We start from the raw sequence: 14,552 nt of genomic DNA, 5'->3' as shown, positions 1-14,552 counted from the left end.
TGTGGCATCTGAGGCCGTTGTTTCAGCCTTTCAATTCAGGTTTCGCATCCAGCTCACCAAGCCGTTTCATTGCCGTCGGCGGCATCGGCGGCGGGTTCGGCGTCTGCGCCGCCTCGACGAGAAGCTGGTCGCAGGCGGCCTCCGTCTCGCCGATCAGCCGTTGCATAAATTCGTCCTTGCCGAGGCCGGGCGGGATCGGTGGCAGGAAGCGCGCCTTGATCGTGCCGGGATAGCGCAGGAACTTGCGGCGCGGCCAATAGAGGCCGGCGACGTGAGCGACCGGCACCACCGGAATGCCAAGTTGCGCGTAGAGTTCGACGATGCCGTATTTGTAGACCGGTTCGTCGCCCGGCGCCCGGCGGGTGCCCTCGGGATAGATGATCAGCTGGCGCGGATTGCGCGCCAATTCCTGTTTGGTCGCGGCGATCACCGTCTTCAATGCCTTCGAGCGGCTGCCGCGGTCGACAGGAATCATCCGCATCTTCAAAATGTACCAGCCGAAGAACGGGATCCAGGTCAGCTCCCGTTTCAATATGTAAACGGGATCGTCGAGATACGGCAGGAAAGCGATCGTGTCCCAGAAGGACTGGTGCTTCGGCGCCAGGATGAAGGAGCCTTCAGGCAGGTTTTCCTGGCCGGTGATCTCACTTCTGGTGCCGGCGATCTTGTCGTAGAGCCACATGCTGGTGCGCGACCAGAATTTCGGCACGAACCAGGCGCGATGGCGTGGCGACAGGAAATAATACGGGGTCCAGAGGATCATCTGGACGATCAAATTGAGGTAGAAGGCGAGATTGAACGCCAGCGAGCGGAAATACAGCATACAGCATGTGCCCGGTGAGGAGGTGTGCGTTGGTTACACCAAGCGCCGGCAAAAAGGAAACGCTGCGAGGCGGGCGATCGGTTCCGGTTTTGCGATGGGCCGTCTTCGTCACGTTTGCCACGCCGCCTGCAGCAGGCGCTGTCTCAGGCGCGGGGCGGCGAAGTCGAGGAATGCGCGCAGCTTCACCGGCAGTAGCCCCTGGCCGGCATGGACGAGGCTCACCGGCCATGGGTCTGGCTCAAACTCTTGCAGCACCGGGCGCAGCGTACCCGACCGAACCGCGGCGGCGATCTGGTAGGAAAGCAGCCTCGTCACGCCGACGCCGGCAATCGCTGCATCGATTGCTGCCTCAGCGGTGTTGACCCGTAGCCTGGAGCGGACCGGCACGGCGAATTCGGCCTTGCCGGTGGCGAAGGTCCAACTGGCAGCGGTGAGCCCTTCAAAGGTGATGGCACTGTGCGCCGCAAGCTCTTGCGGCGTTTTCGGCGTGCCGTGCTCGGCGAGATAGGCCGGGCTCGCGCAAACGACGCGGCGGATTGAACCCAGGCGGGTGGCGATCAGGCTCGAATCGGCAAGCTCGCCGATGCGGATGGCGAGGTCGATGTGCTCTTCGACCAACTGGGTTATCCGGTCGGCGAGTGTCAGCCGCACACCTACCTCAGGATAGACGGAGAGGAAGCTGGTGACGACCGGCAGCACATGCAGGCGGCCGAAGACGATCGGCGCAGTGACGATGAGTTCGCCGGTCGGGGCATTGTATTCGCCGGCGGCTATTCGCTCGGCCTCGCCGACCTCGTCGAGAATACGACGACAGGCGGCGAGATAGGCATGGCCTGCATCGGTCAGCGACAGCTGCCGCGCCGGGCGGTTCAACAGCCGTGTCTTCAGGTGCTTTTCCAGGTCCGAAACCTTGCGGCTGACCGTCGTCAGCGGAATGCCGAAGCGGCGCCCGGCAGCCGAGAGGCTGCCTGTCTCCGCCGCGGCAACGAAAAGCGACATGGACTGGAGGCGATCCATAGCTCTCCCGAAAATCTGCCCTCCCGAAAAACGGAAGGATAGATTGCAGATATGGCATCTGCATCTCGAAGATGGAAGGACCTATTTCCTGACTAGCAATGCAGCGCAGCTTGGCGCTTGAGGAGGCTTCCATGAACGCTCACACCAGCGATGTTGCTTTCACTCCGACGGTGAAGGCGATTCAGGCGCGCAAGGGCTCGCGCCAGGCCTATGCCCGTGTCGAGGAGCGTGGCGGCTGGCAGGCGGCAATCACGTCCGATCTCGCCGCCTTCATCGAGGCGCAGACCAGCGTCTTTCTGTCGACCGCCAATGCGGACGGGCAGCCTTACATCCAGCATCGCGGCGGGCCTGCCGGTTTCCTCACGGTGCTCGACGAACGGACGATCGGCTTTGCCGATTTTTCCGGCAACAGGCAGTTCATCACCCAGGGCAACCTCAGCGACAACCCACAGGCTTTCCTATTCCTGATCGATTATGCGCACCGGCAGCGCATCAAGATCTGGGGCAGGGCGCGCGTCGTCGAGGGCGATGCCGAGCTGACGGCAAAGCTGATGCCGCAAGACTATAAGGCGCGACCCGAGCAGGTCATCCTGTTTACGGTTTCGGCTTGGGATTCAAATTGCTCGCAGCACATCCCGCAGCGTTTCGAAGCGGCCGACGTGGCGGCGGCGCTGGGCGAACGCGACAAGCGCATCGAACGGCTCGAACAGGAGATCGCACGCTTGCGATCAGATGCAGCAGCCAGGGAATAAGAGCTAGGGAATAAAAGTGCCGGTGCCGTTCAGTTTCCGCCCGCGGCGTCGGCCAGCGTGACGCCGTTGGGCGATTGCTTCACCGGCATGATGCCGCGCGCCAGCGCCAGCAGGTATTTGTTGTATTCGGTGAACAGCACGCGCAGCGCTTCTGGCTTGGTCAGCCAGCCGCCATTCTCGAGGTTGGTGTTGACCACCGGATAGGGCTCGAGCCTGGCGCCGTGCAGCAGCCGGCCCATTTCCAGCAAGCTACGCGGCATATGATAATTGTTGGTGACGAGAATGACCGTGCCGTAGGCATGGTCCTCGACCCATTTGGCACTTTCCTCGGCATTGCCGATCGTGTCGAGCGCGGCGCGGTCGATGTCGACGCAGCAGGAAAACAGCCTCTTGTCGCCGCCGGTCGCGGCCTGAAGCTGGCGGCGGCTGGCGGAGGGATGGACGCCGCTGATCAGCAGCCGCTCGCCCTTGCCTAACGCAAGCAGGCCCATCGCAGCGTCGAGGCGCGACTGGCCGCCGGTCAGCACGATGATAGCGTCGGCCCTTGCCGGATCGGCGGGCGTAGTCAGGCGGCTGACGGTATTGGCGAACCAGCCGAAGCCGGCGACAAACAGCGCCATAAAGGCGAGCAGAAGGAGAGCCGAGATGCGCAAGGAGCGGGCTGCCAGCAGCCGCCCATGTTTGGCGAACTGATCCGGCTTGGCAAATTCATCAGGCTCGGCGAATACAGGCGGGCGCGCAACCAGCACTGGCATGCATCCAGCGGTATCGGTCGAGTCCCGAACGTCCATCATGAAATGGTTAATCCCGAAATACGGCCTTTGGTAGGAAAAAAATGCAATTTTCGTGACGATGCGTTTTCATCCGTGATCGATCTTTCCTTTAGCCGGCGTCCGGCTGGCGAATGTCGATGTCGCTGAGATAGGTAACCACGGTGAAATGGGAGGTTGCCGCCGTCAGCGCGCCGATCACCAGCACCATGACAGCGACCCCGAGATAACCCGCCGAGCCGATGGCGAAATTGCCGAACAGGGCGGTCGCCTGGTCGGCCTGCGGCGTTGCCATGTTGCGTGACGACCACCAGGAGAAGACGATGAAGACCAGGATCGCCGCGGCGCCGCCTGCCGCGGCGCCCTTCATGCCGGTGACCAGAAAATGCCGGCGGAATTCGCGCGCGATGAAGCGCGCCTCGGCGCCGACAAAATGCAGCACCTCGATGATGTGACCATTGCCGGCCATGGCGCCGCGCGTTGCGAACACAACGGTCAGCACCGTCGCCGACAGCATCAGCGCCAGCACTGCAATACCGATCGTTACCGTGGTGCGGGCCATGGCAACCAGCCGGTCGACCCAGGTGCGATGATCGTCGAGCGAGGCACTCGGCAGCTTCGGCGTGATTGCCGCACGCAGTGCGGCGAAATCGGGCGGGTTGTTCTCATCGATGGTGATGATGATCAAGCGCGGCACCGGCAGCTCATCGATGTTCAGGCCCGAGCCCAGCCAAGGCTCGAGCAGCCGGGCCGTTGCTTCGCGGTCGACGATCCTGGCGCTTTTCACCCCAGGGAATTCGCCGGCGATCTGCGAGGCCAGCGCAAGTGCGGCCTCCATGTCGAGGCCGTCGACCGGCTTGATCTGGATGGTCGCCTCGCGCGAGATCTGGTTCTCCCAGACGGAGGCGGTGTCACGCACCAGCGTGACGGCGCCAAACGTCAGGCAGGACAGAAACGTCATGATGGCGATGACCAGCACCAGCGCCCGGCCGGCGATGTTCTGCGCCGGCACGATCGGCGCCATTTTGCGCTGGACGCGGGGCTTTGCCGCCGCGGCGTCGTGACCCTCGAAATGTTCGACGGAGAGCTCAGTCATAGATGTCCAGCCTTCCGCCGGCCAGGATCATTCGCCGTGCGTCGACCTGTTCCATCAGGCCGAGGTCGTGTGTGGCGATCACCACGGCGGTGCCCAGCCGGTTGAGCTCGATGAACAACCGCAGCAAGCGTCGTGCCAGCGGCGGGTCGACATTGCCGGTCGGCTCGTCGGCGAGCAGGATCTCGGGCTGCTCGATCAACGCCCGGGCGATGGCGGCGCGCTGCTTCTCGCCGCCAGACAGCACCGGCGGCAGCACATGCATGCGCTCGCCGAGGCCGACCCATTTCAGCAGCTCGGTGACGTCGGTGCGATAGGTCGCCTCCTCGCGGCCGCGCACGCGCAGCGGCAATGCCACGTTCTCGTAGGTGGTCATATGGTCGAGCAGGCGAAAATCCTGGAACACCACGCCGATGCGTCGTCTCAGATGCGGCAATTCGGTACGCGAGATGCGCGAGCGGTCCTTGCCGAAAATGGTGATCAGGCCGCGCGTCGGCTTCAGCGACATGAACAAAAGCCGCAGCAACGTCGTCTTGCCGGCGCCTGAAGGTCCGCTCAGGAACTGAAAGGAGCGCTCCGGAATGTGCAAGGAGATGTCGCGGAGAATCTCCGGACCCATGCCATACCGGAGGCCGACATTTTCGAAGCGGATCACTTTCGACGACCTGAAATTCTCGGCGGCAAGATGCCAGCCCTTTCTGTGGAAAGACCATCGGCCGGCATGGTTAACCGACGGTTAATTTGGGGGCTTTTCGAGCGAGTCACAGGGGTTCCGGTGGGGAAGCGTTAACCATTTCCGTTTACCCAAAAGAAACGAACAGCGAACAGGTGCGGTAGTGTTGGGCCATGATGGCTGAGGATCGAACCGCGCGCCCGGTTTCCGGCGAAATCATGACCGATCCGGCCGCCGAGCCGGAACGCATCATGCGCGACGTGACCGCCGAGGTCATCGATGCCGACTATGAGGTGCTGCCCCGCCATTTTACACGTCCAGACTTTGCGCAGCCGCCTGCGCGCATGATTTCCATGCCTTCGATCGAAGGCATGGACATGTTGCGCAAGCCCGAAACCGCCGTCGAACGGCCGTTGTGGGTGCATGGTGGGCCGATCTTCTGGATTGTCGGCGTCGGTGCCGCCTTTGCCGCCTTTTGGATTTCGGGCGGCCATGCGCTGGTTCGTTAGAGCGGCGCCAGAAAATCAACAGGTCACCAGATAAACGATCCGCGACGCGCTGCGGACACCCGACCGTTCGCGGGCGTCCTGCGAAAGATTTGGCCTTGCCAGCCGGCTCGACATGCCTAGAAACAGATTGAAGACCGTTTCGGTCGGCTTCGCCTACAGGGCGATCATTTCTGGAAGGGCAGCCAATGCCAGTTGTGCGCGGCAAGGACATCGAAGTCCTGTTTTCGGCGTCCGCCATCGCGCGGCGGAACCTGGAACTTGCCAAGGAGATCGCCGGGCACGACTACCACGACCTTCTGGTAATCTCGGTGCTGAAGGGATCGTTCATCTTCGCCGCCGATCTTATCCGTGCCATGCACGATGTCGGCCTGTCGCCGGAGGTCGAGTTCATCTTCATCTCCAGCTATGGCGCCGGCACGACCAGCGGTGAGGTGAGGGTGCTGCGCGACATCGACAACGAGGTCGCCGGCCGCGATGTGCTTTTGATCGATGACATTCTGGAATCCGGCAAGACGCTGAGTTTCACCCGCGACCTCATGCTGTCGCGCGGCGCGAGGAGCTGTGCCATCGCCGTGCTGCTCGACAAGCGCATGCGCCGCCAGACCACGCTCAACGCCGACTATGTCGGCTTTGACTGCCCCGATTATTTCGTCGTCGGTTATGGCATGGACGTCGCCCACGCGTTTCGGGAATTGCCCTTCGTCGGCATCGTCAAGGGCGACGCTTGAGGCCTTTTGATAATTCTACTCCGGCGGCCACCTGCCGGTGCTCTCCGACTCGAACGTCCGCTCCGCTCCGGTTCTCGAAAACCACGCCATCTGACTCGCCGGAGCGAATTCTGAAAAGGCCTCATCGACCCTTGGCGCCTTCAGGAAACATCAACTTTTCCCCGCCAAATATCCTGCCCATGGCAAAGCTCCTGATCGTCGAGGACGATGAATCCGTCCGCACTCTCGCCGCTCGCGCGCTCGAACGCGCCGGGCATAATGTCACTGTTGCCGCCGACGGCGCACATGGCCTTTCTCTGATCCGGGCGGCGCAAGGGAGCTATGACCTTGTGCTGTCCGACATCCGCATGCCGGAAATAGACGGCATCGAGATGGCCAAGGCGGCAGCGGCGCTGTTCCCGGCGATGAAGATCATGCTGATGACCGGCTATGCCGACCAGCGCGAGCGCGCCGAGGAATTGGACGGCATTATTCTCGACGTCGTGCAAAAGCCGTTCACGCTGGCTGAAATCCGCGCCCGCGTCGAACAGGCGCTCGCCTGCTTCGCCTAAAGCCCAAGGCCGACCGCCTTCAGGCGGGGTCGCAGGTCGCCGTAATGGCTGGCGCGCCGCTCCGGCGCCGGCTGGCATTGAGCGCAAACAGGCCGGCGCCGATGATGAGGGCTGCGCCTGCCGCCGTCGCTGGTCGCGGCACTTCGGCAAAGAACACAAAACCCCATAGCGGCGACCAGATGATACCGGTGTATTCGAAGGTGGCGACGCTGTTGGCGGGCGCCAGCCGGTAGGCCTGCGACAACAGGATCATGCCGGCCGAGGCAACGAAGCCGCATGCCCCCATCTTGAGGAGATCCGGCGTCGCCGGCCAGACCCATGGCCGGACGAGGAATTCGAGACTCGGATGCACGGCGTTGTCAATGCCTGCCAGCCAAAACAATGCCGCCACAAATGCGGCGCCGACCAGATAAGCGCCGTTCTGATAGAAAGCCATGACAGTCGAGGATTCGGTGTCGCCGATCTTGCGTGCCATGAGCTGCGAGAAACCGTAGAGCAGAGCCGAACCTAGCGACAGCAGCGCTGCCCAGTCGAACAAGCCGGCGCCCGGGCGCACCATCACCAGCACGCCGAGCATGCCGACCAGGACGGTGGCGAGCGCCTGCCAGGACACGCGTTCGCCGAGATAGGGTCCGGCCAACGCCATGATGAACAGCGGCGCCATGAAATAGAGCGCCACCGCGTCAGCCAGCGGCAGGGCGGCGATTGCCAGGTAGTAGGCCGTATAGGAGGTGAACTGGATGAAGGCGCGCATCGTCAGCATGCCGAACCGCTTCGACAGGATCGCCTGCAATCCGACATCGGCGTGGACAAGGAAAACCAGGATCGGCAGGGCGACGATCGAGCGGATCGCCATCACCTCGGTGACCGGATAGTGGCTCGACACCGCCTTGACCAGCGGGTCCTGCAGCGAAAAGACCAGCACGCCGAGACAGAGGCTGAGGATGCCGAGCACAAGCCGATTCTGCATAGGCGCTCCTGTCTCCCGCGTGCGCGGCCGAAAGCAGACCTGCATCCGGGTAAAAAGAACCCGCCACCGTTTCGGGCAGCGGGTACGAGTGAGGACTTTTGATTGGTCCGCAGCCGATTTCGCGGCCGCATATCCAATGGGTAAGGCGACTATCGTCCGCCGTTTGACATGTTGCAAACGAATTGGAATGATGCCAGCAATCAGATTTTCTTATGGCGGGCACATGCGACCCAATCTCGACAGCGACCTGTTGCGCACCTTCGTGGCGGTCGCCGACACCGGCAATTTCACCAAAGCGGCGGAGCGGGCCGGCCGCACCCAGTCGGCGGTCTCGATGCAGATGAAGAGGCTCGAAGGCATGATCGGCGACAGCCTGTTCGAGCGCGGGTCGCGCGGTGTAGCGTTGACGCAGCGCGGCGGCGAACTCATCGCCAACGCCAGGCGCATCGTTTCACTGCTCGACGAGACGGCGGCATCGATGGTCGCGGCGCCGCTTGGCGGGCCGGTGCGCATCGGTATCCCGGAGGAATATGGTCACGCGATCCTGTCGCGGGCACTCGGCGCCTTTGCCAAGCGCCATCCGCAGGTCGACATCACCGTCCGCTACGCGCATTCCGGTGCGCAGATCGCGGCGCTCGCCGCCGGCGAGCTCGATCTGGCGGTGGTGTTCGAATGGCAGGATCTGTCAGGCGGTGAGGTGCTGATGCATGACCCGACCGTATGGGTGACGTCGGAGCTGCATCACATGCATGAGGAGCGGCCGGTGCCGATCGCGCTCTACAACCGTGCCGGTTGGTGCAAGGATTTCGCCATAAAGTCGCTGGAACAGCGCGGTCTCGCCTATCGTGTCGCCTACACCAGCGATACCAATGGCGGCCTGCGGCTCGCCGTCACCTCCGGGTTGGCGATTGCGCCGATCTCGCGCAGCAACATCCCGGCCGGCTGCCGCGAGCTTACGGCCGCCGACGGGTTCGGCGACATCGATTCCTCGAACGTGGTGCTGCGGCGCAATCCGAACGCTTCCGGCGAGGCCATCGACGGCATGGAAGAGGCGATCCGAGAGGCGTTCACCAACCGTTAAAACGTGCCGCTCAGTCCGGCGGTGGCGGCCTCCACGGACCGCACGGCGATCTTCCGAATATTGGGGGGCAGCCTTACTTCAGCTCCAGCAACCGCTCCAGATAGCTGCGCTCGATATCGGGGCTGAGTGCGTTGCCGAGCCGCTTGCGGATCGCTTCGAGGATCTGGCGGGCACGCTGCACATCGATCTCGTCGGGCACTCTCACCGAACTTCCGTCATCGGGACCCTCGCTGGTGCGGGGCCGCCCGAGCGGGTCACGGTCGGCATTCTGCTGGCGTCCGCCCTGCCCGTTGCCGCCTTGATCGCCTTGCATCGCCTGCAGTTGCTTCATCATGTCCTTGGCGCCCCTGCGCAAGGCTTCCAATGCGCGGCCCTGGTGACCGACGGCCTGATCGCCTTCGCCCTCGCCGAGCGCCTGTTCGGCATTGCCCATGGATTTGCCGGCCTCGCCAAACCCCTCATTGGGGTCGAGGCCCATGCCTTCGAGGCTCTTCCTCAATTGATCGAGCTCGCCCTGCAGCTTGCCCTGGCCTTCCTGCAATTGCTTCAGCGCATCAGCAAATTCCTGCGGCGTCATCGGCTTCGGCCGGCCGAGCGGATCGCGGTCGTCACCCGGGCCGGGTTTGCCCTCTTCGCCCATCGGGCCTGGCTCACCGTTCTCGCCGAGCTGCTCGTCGCGGTTCTGCCCGCGCTGTTGCTGGCCGCGCTGCATCTGGTCCATACGGAAAGTGTCGTTCATCATCTCCTGCTGGCGCCGCATGATCTCGCCCAGCTTGTCCATCTGCTGGCGCATCTCGCTGTCTTGCTGGCCGCCTTGCTGCTGGCGGCCTGCCTGCAGATTGTTCATCATGTCCTGCAACTCGGACAGCAATTGCTGCGCCTGGTCGCGATTGCCGGATTTCGCCAGGTTCTCGATCTGGTCCATCATGCGGTCGATGTCGCTCTGGCGCAGTTCCTGACCGTTCTGCTGCATCTGTGGCGCATTCGGATTCTGCTGCGCCCGCGCCGCGAATTCCTGCAGGAACTGGTTCATCGCCTCGCGCAGTTCCTTCATCGCCTTCTCGATCTCTTGGTCGCTGGCGCCGTTCTTGATCGCATCCTGCAGCGCCTGCTGCGCCTGGCGCAGCCGCTTCTCGGCCGCCGACAGATTGCCTTCCTCGATGCCGAGCGCGATCTCCCAGAGGTAAGCGACCTCGTCGCGCAACTGGTCGTCGCTGTCGGCCATCTTCAGCCGGGTGCGGGCGCTCATGATGGCGAGGTAGTGCGCCATGTTGTCGAACGTGTCTTCCGGCCTGAGCGTGATTGCATCCATCAGGTCGAGCACGCGGTCCTTGGCATAGGCGTCGAGCGCCAGTATGCGGCGCTGCTCGACCACAGCCCGCGCCAACGGATTGGAGAATGGCCGCTCCGGCATCACCAGCGTCTTGGTTTCGCTGGTCGCCGTGTGTCCGGCACCGTCGGTGGCGACAAGCGACAGCTTGACGTTGCCACCTGCCCAGACATGGTCGGTCAGATCCTTCGTCGTCTTAGCGGCATTGGCCTTGCCGCCGCGGCGCGGCAACGTCAGCGGCATTTCCGGCGGGCCATAGAGCGGATGCGCGTTGGGCACTTGCGGATCGGCCAATGCGAAAACCGCATTGGCGGAGGCCGCGCCATAGTCGTCGTCGATCTGGTAGTTGAGTTCGAAGGCGCCGTTGACGGCGCGCTTCGGCTCGCCGACAAAGCGGATCTGCGGCGGCTTGTCGGGAATTATGGCGAAGGCCCAGCGGCCGAGCTCGCCGTCGCTGGACTGCAGCGTCAGCGTGCCGTCGGCCGTTAACTTGCCGCTGAACTGGCGCACGGTGGAAGGCGTTGCCGGACTTGCCTCAGTCTTGGCGGCTTGCGGCCCTGTCGGATCGATGGCGCGGGTGTTGCCGCCGGTGTCGGCGTAGCTCAGCGTTTCCTCGCCCGAACCGCCGGTGACGCGCAGCGACACATCGCTGCCCTCCGGAACCGTGAAGGTCGGCAGCGCTTGAGTGGCGTTGTTGGCCAGGACCGGGGCGTTCAGGAATACCGGCGGCCTGCCGGTATAGGCCGGCGGCGTCACCCAGGCATCAATGCGCGGCGGCACGACGTCGCGGGCGGCACGGGCAACAAAACCGTCGCTCAGCCTGCCGCCCGATGGCCCGAAGGAGAAGGCAAAGGCAGTGACCAACAAAAGCGCGGCAACGGCGCGCAGCGCCCACGGGTCGCGTTCCGGCACGCGTGTGCGCGGCACGTCGCCGCCAAGCTCGCCCAGCCGGTCCGCCATGCGCCGCTGATGCTCGCGCCACAGGGCTTGCGAAAAAATGCTTTCCTTGCCGCTCGGGCGATCGGTCTGGACCTGCACCGGGCTGTGCAGCAATCGGTTGGCCGCCTCGATGCGGCGGTCGACCTCGGCACTGGATGGCGTGCGGAAGAAACGCAGTGGATAGAGTGCGGCAAGCGCTGCGACGCCGAATGCCGTGATAAGACCGATCCGCGCCAGATCGGGCAAAAATGGGAACAGGCCGAGCCACGAAATGCTGAGGAACAGGCTGGCGACGATGATCAGTGGCAGCAGCAATGGCCAGCCGCGTTCGACGATTATCGAGACCTGCGTCCCCAGCCGGCTCAAGGCAAGGCGCCTGGCCAGACTGCGATCGCTGGTGAAAATGGGTCGTTGTGTCATCGGCCCTTCCTGGCCGGGCGGGATAGCCCAGGCCTCACGAGTCTATCGCATGGGCCCGAAAAGTCGATTTTCGGGAAGCACGATGCGAAGACCTAAAATCTTAGCGCGTACTTCGTGCGTCCAAGCGGATGTACATCGCCCTAAGGATACCAACAAACACGGCGAAGGCGAGGCGGTTCCCCAAAACGTGAACAATAATGCCCCGGATATTGTCAGAATTTCGCCGGATTGGCGTTTGCGCCGCAGACCAGTACGGCAACGCGCTCGCCTGCAGCCGGTGCGTAGCGGCCGGACAGGAGCGCCGCGAAGGCGGCCGCACCGCCCGGCTCGGAGATGATTCGCACGCGGTCCCACAGCGCCGCCTGGGCGGCGATAATGTCGTCGTCGCCGACCAGGATCGAGCGCTCGACGAATGCCTCGGCGATAGGAAACATCATTTCGCCGACACGCTTTGGCGCGAGCGAATCGGCGGCGATGCCCTCAGCCGGCGCGTCGACGGGTCGGCCCGCCTCGAAGGCGCGATGAAGCGTCGGCGCACCCTCCGGCTCGACCGCGATTATCCTGATGCGGCCGGAAAACCAGGCAGCGATGCCGCCGATCAGCCCGCCGCCGCCGACGGCGACCAGCAGGGTGTCGAGCTTCGGCAGGTCGGCCTCGATCTCGAGGCCGAGCGTGCCTTGCCCGACCAGCGTCTCCTCCTGGTTGAAGGCGTGGATCTGCAGCGCGCCGGATTTTTCGGCGAAGCTCTCGCTGGCGGCCAGCGCCTCGGCATAACGGGCGCCGCCGACGATCAGCTCGGCGCCGTAGCCGCGGATGCGGTCCAGCTTGGCCTGCGGGCTCACTTCGGGAACAAAGATGGTCGCCTTGTGGCCGAGTCGCATGGCGGCATAGGCGACCGCGGCGCCGTGATTGCCGCCCGACGCGGCGACGACGCCGGCCGCAGGAACCGGCCGTTCGAGGAGATTGGTGAACGCACCACGTGCCTTGAACGAGCCGGAATGCTGCAAGCACTCAAGCTTCAGGTCGACAGGCAGAGGCGGGCGGCCGAAATCGGCCATGTCGACGCGCAGCACCGGCGTGTGGCGCACGAAGGGCCGGATGCGGGGTTCTATCGCCGCAATGCGCTCGCGTGTGATCGTGTGGCCGTGCAGCATGATTTCACTCCCAGAGTTGACATTCAGAGTTGACATTACTTAGTAACTTGGCAAAGTGCCTAAATGCAAGAGCTCGATGTCTTCAAAGCAATTGCCAACCAGCGCAGGCTGCAGATCCTCGATTGGCTGAAGGACCCGCGCGCGCATTTTCCGCCGCAGGCGGACGGCGATCTGGTCGAGGACGGCGTCTGCGCGCTGCTGATCGCGGAAAAGCTGGGGATCACCCAGGCGACGCTCAGCGAACACATGCGCGTGCTCACCCAGACAGGGCTTTTGCGTAGCAAGCGCATCAAGCAGTGGACATTCTATCGCCGGAACGAAGACAGGATCGCCGAAACCAGGGCGCTCATTCAGCACCGGCTGTAGCGCTCAGGTATCTATTTTTGTTTGACCATGATCGGTTCCGAAAACCGGTTTCCACTTTTCGCTGACGCGGACCTTCGGTTCGGGATCATGGTCTACTCCAACCAGTCCGGCACCGAGTCCAGTCCGATCAGCTGGTCATAGGTCTGGCGCGGGCGCACAACGTGGAAGCGGTCGCCGTCGACCAGCACTTCCGGTACCAGCAGCCTGGTATTGTAGGTGCCGGCCTGAACGGCGCCATAGGCGCCGGCGGTGGAGACAGCGATCAGGTCGCCGGATTTCAGCCGGGGCAGGTCACGGTCGAGCCCGAGATAGTCGCCGGTCTCGCAAACCGGGCCGACGACGTCGACCTTCATGCGTGGTGCTGCGGCCGGCTGCTGCGCCACCGGCTTGATGTCGTGGAAAGCGTCGTAAAGCGTCGGCCGGATCAGATCGTTCATCGCGGCGTCGACGACGAGGAAGTTCTTGGCGTCGCCCTCCTTCACGAAGATCACCTGCGAGACCAGGATGCCGGCATTGCCGACGATCAGCCGGCCTGGCTCGAACATTACCTTCAGCCCAAGTTTGGCAACATGCTTCCTGACGATCTGGGCATAGGCATCGGGCAAAGGCGGCGGGTTGTTGTCGACGCGGTAGGGAATGCCAAGGCCGCCGCCGACATCGATGTGCTCGATGGCATGACCGTCGGAGCGCAAGGCGCCGACCAGCTCCACCAGCAGCGCAAAGGCGTCGTCGAAGGGCTGCAATTCGGTGATCTGGCTGCCGATATGGGTGTCTATGCCGGTGACCTTGATGCCCGGCAGCTCAGCCGCGCGCGCATAGACCTTCCGCGCATGCTGCCACGGAATGCCGAACTTGTTCTCGGCCTTCCCAGTCGAAATCTTCTTGTGCGTCCTGGCGTCGACATCCGGATTGATGCGCAGCGAGATCGGCGCGATCTTGCCCAGCGCGGTGGCGCGGGCCGACAGCAGCTCCAGCTCCGGTTCGGATTCGACGTTGAAACAGAGAATGCCGGCCGAGAGCGCAAAATCCATTTCGCGAGCGGTCTTGCCGACGCCCGAAAACAGGATCTTGCTTGCCGGGATGCCGGCCGTCAAAGCGCGGCGCAATTCGCCCTCCGAGACCACGTCGGCGCCGGCGCCGAGCCTTGCCAGCACCCTCAGCACGGCCTGGTTGGAATTCGCCTTCATGGCATAGCAGACGAGAGCATCGAGCCCGGCAAAGGCCTCGGTGAAGACGCGAAAATGCCTGGTCAGCGTCGCCGTCGAATAACAGTAGAACGGCGTGCCGACGCTGGCGGCGATGTCTGATATCGCCACGTCCTCGGCATGCAGCGCGCCGTCGCGGTAGTCGAAATGGTTCACGAGATTGGTCCGAAA

Annotated in this window: 15 protein-coding genes; 6 read left to right on the top strand and 9 right to left on the bottom strand. The window is 63.5% G+C overall.

The window, feature by feature from the left end:
- Positions 1 to 22: 22 nt before the first annotated feature.
- Both NKJ28_RS03245 and NKJ28_RS03240 read right to left on the bottom strand, forming a co-directional pair.
- Positions 23 to 823, bottom strand: a complete 801-nt coding sequence (locus NKJ28_RS03245) for a lysophospholipid acyltransferase family protein (protein WP_352456697.1) — start codon at positions 821 to 823, stop codon at positions 23 to 25.
- Between the two features lie 108 nt (positions 824 to 931).
- Positions 932 to 1,840 (bottom strand): LysR family transcriptional regulator, encoded by a 909-nt coding sequence (locus NKJ28_RS03240; RefSeq protein WP_352634038.1) that lies wholly within the window; start codon positions 1,838 to 1,840, stop codon positions 932 to 934.
- A gap of 131 nt (positions 1,841 to 1,971) precedes the next feature.
- On the opposite strand from NKJ28_RS03240, the gene NKJ28_RS03235 reads away from it, so the two are divergent.
- Positions 1,972 to 2,592 (top strand): pyridoxamine 5'-phosphate oxidase family protein, encoded by a 621-nt coding sequence (locus tag NKJ28_RS03235; RefSeq protein ID WP_352634036.1) that lies wholly within the window; start codon positions 1,972 to 1,974, stop codon positions 2,590 to 2,592.
- A gap of 29 nt (positions 2,593 to 2,621) precedes the next feature.
- Here the strand turns inward: NKJ28_RS03235 and NKJ28_RS03230 are convergent, their stop codons facing one another.
- The 3 genes from NKJ28_RS03230 to ftsE all read right to left on the bottom strand — a co-directional run bounded on the left by NKJ28_RS03230 (position 2,622) and on the right by ftsE (position 5,110).
- Complete coding sequence (locus NKJ28_RS03230; protein ID WP_352577222.1) at positions 2,622 to 3,386, bottom strand: YdcF family protein; 765 nt, start codon at positions 3,384 to 3,386, stop codon at positions 2,622 to 2,624.
- Positions 3,387 to 3,474: 88 nt separating this feature from the next.
- Positions 3,475 to 4,458, bottom strand: coding sequence for a cell division protein FtsX (locus tag NKJ28_RS03225; protein ID WP_352577220.1), 984 nt, complete (start codon positions 4,456 to 4,458; stop codon positions 3,475 to 3,477).
- Positions 4,451 to 5,110: a cell division ATP-binding protein FtsE gene (gene ftsE / locus NKJ28_RS03220; protein ID WP_023677923.1), complete on the bottom strand. Its 660-nt coding sequence runs from the start codon at positions 5,108 to 5,110 to the stop codon at positions 4,451 to 4,453. Before ftsE ends, NKJ28_RS03225 begins: the two co-directional genes overlap by 8 nt.
- Positions 5,111 to 5,346: 236 nt before the next feature.
- Here ftsE and NKJ28_RS03215 point away from each other — a divergent pair, with 236 nt between their 5' ends.
- The 3 genes from NKJ28_RS03215 (at position 5,347) to NKJ28_RS03205 (ending at position 6,916) form a co-directional block, all read left to right on the top strand.
- Positions 5,347 to 5,637 carry a hypothetical protein gene (locus tag NKJ28_RS03215; protein WP_352634034.1) on the top strand — a complete coding sequence of 97 codons (291 nt, stop codon included), beginning with the start codon at positions 5,347 to 5,349 and terminating at the stop codon, positions 5,635 to 5,637.
- 185 nt (positions 5,638 to 5,822) lie between these two features.
- Positions 5,823 to 6,365, top strand: a complete 543-nt coding sequence (gene hpt / locus NKJ28_RS03210) for a hypoxanthine phosphoribosyltransferase (protein ID WP_254816654.1) — start codon at positions 5,823 to 5,825, stop codon at positions 6,363 to 6,365.
- Positions 6,366 to 6,544: 179 nt separating this feature from the next.
- Entirely contained in the window at positions 6,545 to 6,916 is a 372-nt protein-coding gene (locus tag NKJ28_RS03205) for a response regulator (RefSeq protein WP_023677925.1), read from the top strand.
- A 19-nt stretch (positions 6,917 to 6,935) separates the two neighbouring features.
- Here the strand turns inward: NKJ28_RS03205 and NKJ28_RS03200 are convergent, their stop codons facing one another.
- Complete coding sequence (locus NKJ28_RS03200; RefSeq protein WP_352634032.1) at positions 6,936 to 7,886, bottom strand: DMT family transporter; 951 nt, start codon at positions 7,884 to 7,886, stop codon at positions 6,936 to 6,938.
- Between the two features lie 223 nt (positions 7,887 to 8,109).
- Between NKJ28_RS03200 and NKJ28_RS03195 the strand changes: the two genes are divergently transcribed.
- Positions 8,110 to 8,967 carry a LysR substrate-binding domain-containing protein gene (locus NKJ28_RS03195; protein ID WP_023677927.1) on the top strand — a complete coding sequence of 286 codons (858 nt, stop codon included), beginning with the start codon at positions 8,110 to 8,112 and terminating at the stop codon, positions 8,965 to 8,967.
- 73 nt (positions 8,968 to 9,040) lie between these two features.
- Here NKJ28_RS03195 and NKJ28_RS03190 read toward each other — a convergent pair whose 3' ends face one another.
- Positions 9,041 to 11,656 carry a TIGR02302 family protein gene (locus NKJ28_RS03190; RefSeq protein ID WP_352634029.1) on the bottom strand — a complete coding sequence of 872 codons (2,616 nt, stop codon included), beginning with the start codon at positions 11,654 to 11,656 and terminating at the stop codon, positions 9,041 to 9,043.
- Between the two features lie 212 nt (positions 11,657 to 11,868).
- Entirely contained in the window at positions 11,869 to 12,810 is a 942-nt protein-coding gene (locus NKJ28_RS03185; RefSeq protein ID WP_352618926.1) for a threonine/serine dehydratase, read from the bottom strand.
- Positions 12,811 to 12,873: 63 nt separating this feature from the next.
- On the opposite strand from NKJ28_RS03185, the gene NKJ28_RS03180 reads away from it, so the two are divergent.
- Positions 12,874 to 13,176 (top strand): ArsR/SmtB family transcription factor, encoded by a 303-nt coding sequence (locus NKJ28_RS03180; RefSeq protein WP_352634027.1) that lies wholly within the window; start codon positions 12,874 to 12,876, stop codon positions 13,174 to 13,176.
- Between the two features lie 92 nt (positions 13,177 to 13,268).
- Here NKJ28_RS03180 and lysA read toward each other — a convergent pair whose 3' ends face one another.
- Positions 13,269 to 14,537 carry a diaminopimelate decarboxylase gene (gene lysA, locus NKJ28_RS03175; RefSeq protein WP_352634024.1) on the bottom strand — a complete coding sequence of 423 codons (1,269 nt, stop codon included), beginning with the start codon at positions 14,535 to 14,537 and terminating at the stop codon, positions 13,269 to 13,271.
- Positions 14,538 to 14,552: the final 15 nt, after the last annotated feature.

The sequence above is a fragment of the Mesorhizobium sp. M0145 genome (genome assembly GCF_040322355.1).
GTDB lineage: Bacteria > Pseudomonadota > Alphaproteobacteria > Rhizobiales > Rhizobiaceae > Mesorhizobium.
The sequence above is the reverse complement of the archived record's forward strand: the minus strand, read 5'-3'. Positions and strand labels throughout refer to the sequence as shown.

Coding starts and splice junctions, on each gene's coding strand:
- NKJ28_RS03205 (WP_023677925.1), top strand. CDS start 6,545: ATGGCAAAGCTCCTGATCGTCGAGGACGATGAATCCGTCCGCACTCTC.
- NKJ28_RS03180 (WP_352634027.1), top strand. CDS start 12,874: ATGCAAGAGCTCGATGTCTTCAAAGCAATTGCCAACCAGCGCAGGCTG.
- NKJ28_RS03200 (WP_352634032.1), bottom strand. CDS start 7,886: ATGCAGAATCGGCTTGTGCTCGGCATCCTCAGCCTCTGTCTCGGCGTG.
- NKJ28_RS03230 (WP_352577222.1), bottom strand. CDS start 3,386: ATGATGGACGTTCGGGACTCGACCGATACCGCTGGATGCATGCCAGTG.
- NKJ28_RS03225 (WP_352577220.1), bottom strand. CDS start 4,458: ATGACTGAGCTCTCCGTCGAACATTTCGAGGGTCACGACGCCGCGGCG.
- NKJ28_RS03245 (WP_352456697.1), bottom strand. CDS start 823: ATGCTGTATTTCCGCTCGCTGGCGTTCAATCTCGCCTTCTACCTCAAT.
- NKJ28_RS03215 (WP_352634034.1), top strand. CDS start 5,347: ATGACCGATCCGGCCGCCGAGCCGGAACGCATCATGCGCGACGTGACC.
- NKJ28_RS03185 (WP_352618926.1), bottom strand. CDS start 12,810: ATGCTGCACGGCCACACGATCACACGCGAGCGCATTGCGGCGATAGAA.
- NKJ28_RS03240 (WP_352634038.1), bottom strand. CDS start 1,840: ATGGATCGCCTCCAGTCCATGTCGCTTTTCGTTGCCGCGGCGGAGACA.
- hpt (WP_254816654.1), top strand. CDS start 5,823: ATGCCAGTTGTGCGCGGCAAGGACATCGAAGTCCTGTTTTCGGCGTCC.
- NKJ28_RS03190 (WP_352634029.1), bottom strand. CDS start 11,656: ATGACACAACGACCCATTTTCACCAGCGATCGCAGTCTGGCCAGGCGC.
- NKJ28_RS03195 (WP_023677927.1), top strand. CDS start 8,110: ATGCGACCCAATCTCGACAGCGACCTGTTGCGCACCTTCGTGGCGGTC.
- NKJ28_RS03235 (WP_352634036.1), top strand. CDS start 1,972: ATGAACGCTCACACCAGCGATGTTGCTTTCACTCCGACGGTGAAGGCG.